Genomic DNA, 1,489 nt, shown 5'->3' on the forward strand with positions numbered 1-1,489 from the left:
GTCGGGTAAGGTTTGTAGATTACTCTACTCCCCTCCCCTAAGAACCGGACTTGACAGTTACCCATCATCCGGCTCAAGCCTTACTTCAAGCCTTCTGCTTGGTTTTCTTTTTGCCATGAAGAAGCTTGTGACAAGCTTTATGAAGATGTACAAGGTTGTCAGCCAGGTTAGAACCACCTTCTTTTATGGGAATTATGTGATGGGTTTCGATTTCTTCGTCATTGCGTAACCAGTCATTACAGATTGGACATTTATACCCCTTTCTTCTAGCTACTTGGTCATACTTGCTATTTTTTTCCCAGAGGGTTTTGTTAGCTTTTAGACTTCTTAAGAGCCAGTATTCTTTGAGAATCGGGTCATCGGGTGAGTTGCTCCCTTCTATTTTGACGTGTCTCACAATGGGTGTTCCTGCGACATCATATATTCGCAATTCTGAGTTTCTTCTTTTAGATGTGGACTCACAAGAGAATACCCAGTCTCTTTTGGACACACTCCACGGAGTTTTCTTGTATATCACCTTGAAGTATTTGTCCTTGACCCATCTTAATTTACGCTTTTTGTGTCTACGCCTTGCCCAATCCCACAGATATTTCCATACCCTGTTACCTACGTAACTGAGTATTTTCTTTGATGTGCAATGTCTGTAGTAGTTAGCCCAACCTCTGAGAATCGGATTCAGTTTATTGATTAATTGTTCTTGGCTTTTTCCGTTAAATGCTTTGACAATTTTCCCAATTTCTTTGCAGAATGAGAGAACTTTATTTTTGGCGGGTTTGGTCAGAAGTGTTTCATTCTTTCCTTTCCCGAACATTCTTACGTTAAAACCCAGAAAATCGAACCCTTGGGATATGTGGACTATCCTTGTTTTCTCATCGCTTATTTCTAAGCCTCTTTCTGATAACCATGCTTTGAGCTGGATCAGAACTTTTTCCAGTTCTTCTTTTGTTTCTGCCGTGACCACAAAGTCATCGGCATATCGAATATATCCGAGTTTGTAGACTTTTCTTCTCTCTCCTTTCTTGTTATATCTTCCTCTTATTCCACCCCAGTTGTTGAGCTTTTCTTCCAATCCTTCCAATCCGATGTTGGCTAAAAGTGGACTGATGACTCCCCCTTGGGGTGTTCCTTTATTGGTTTCGTGATATATTCCTTTACTTATATATCCAGCTTTCAACCATCCTGCTACTATTTCCCTGCCTGGAGCAGAGTCTATTTGTTTCATGATAGTTTCATGGGCTAGGTTATCGAAAAAGCCTTTTATATCCGCGTCTAGAACCCATCTATCCTTTCTGAGGGAATTTAGTCTGTTTACCACTTGCTCTATGGCATCATGGCAACTTCTACCTGGTCTGAACCCATAAGAATTAGGTTCAAATATGGCTTCCCATTCGGGTTCTAGGAGATTCTTTACTATTGCCTGCATGACTCTATCCTTTAAGGTTGGGATGCCTAGAGGACGTTTCTTGCCATTTGACTTAGGAATGTATAC

Annotated in this window: 1 protein-coding gene; it reads right to left on the bottom strand. The window is 41.0% G+C overall.

Annotated features, from left to right (window positions below; translation table 11 throughout):
- Positions 1 to 85 precede the first annotated feature (85 nt).
- The coding region (ltrA, locus tag F6K51_RS37115) for a group II intron reverse transcriptase/maturase (protein WP_293031144.1) at positions 86 to 1,489 on the bottom strand (1,404 nt) is incomplete at its 5' end.

It is taken from the genome of Moorena sp. SIO3I8, from assembly GCF_010692325.1.
GTDB lineage: Bacteria > Cyanobacteriota > Cyanobacteriia > Cyanobacteriales > Coleofasciculaceae > Moorena.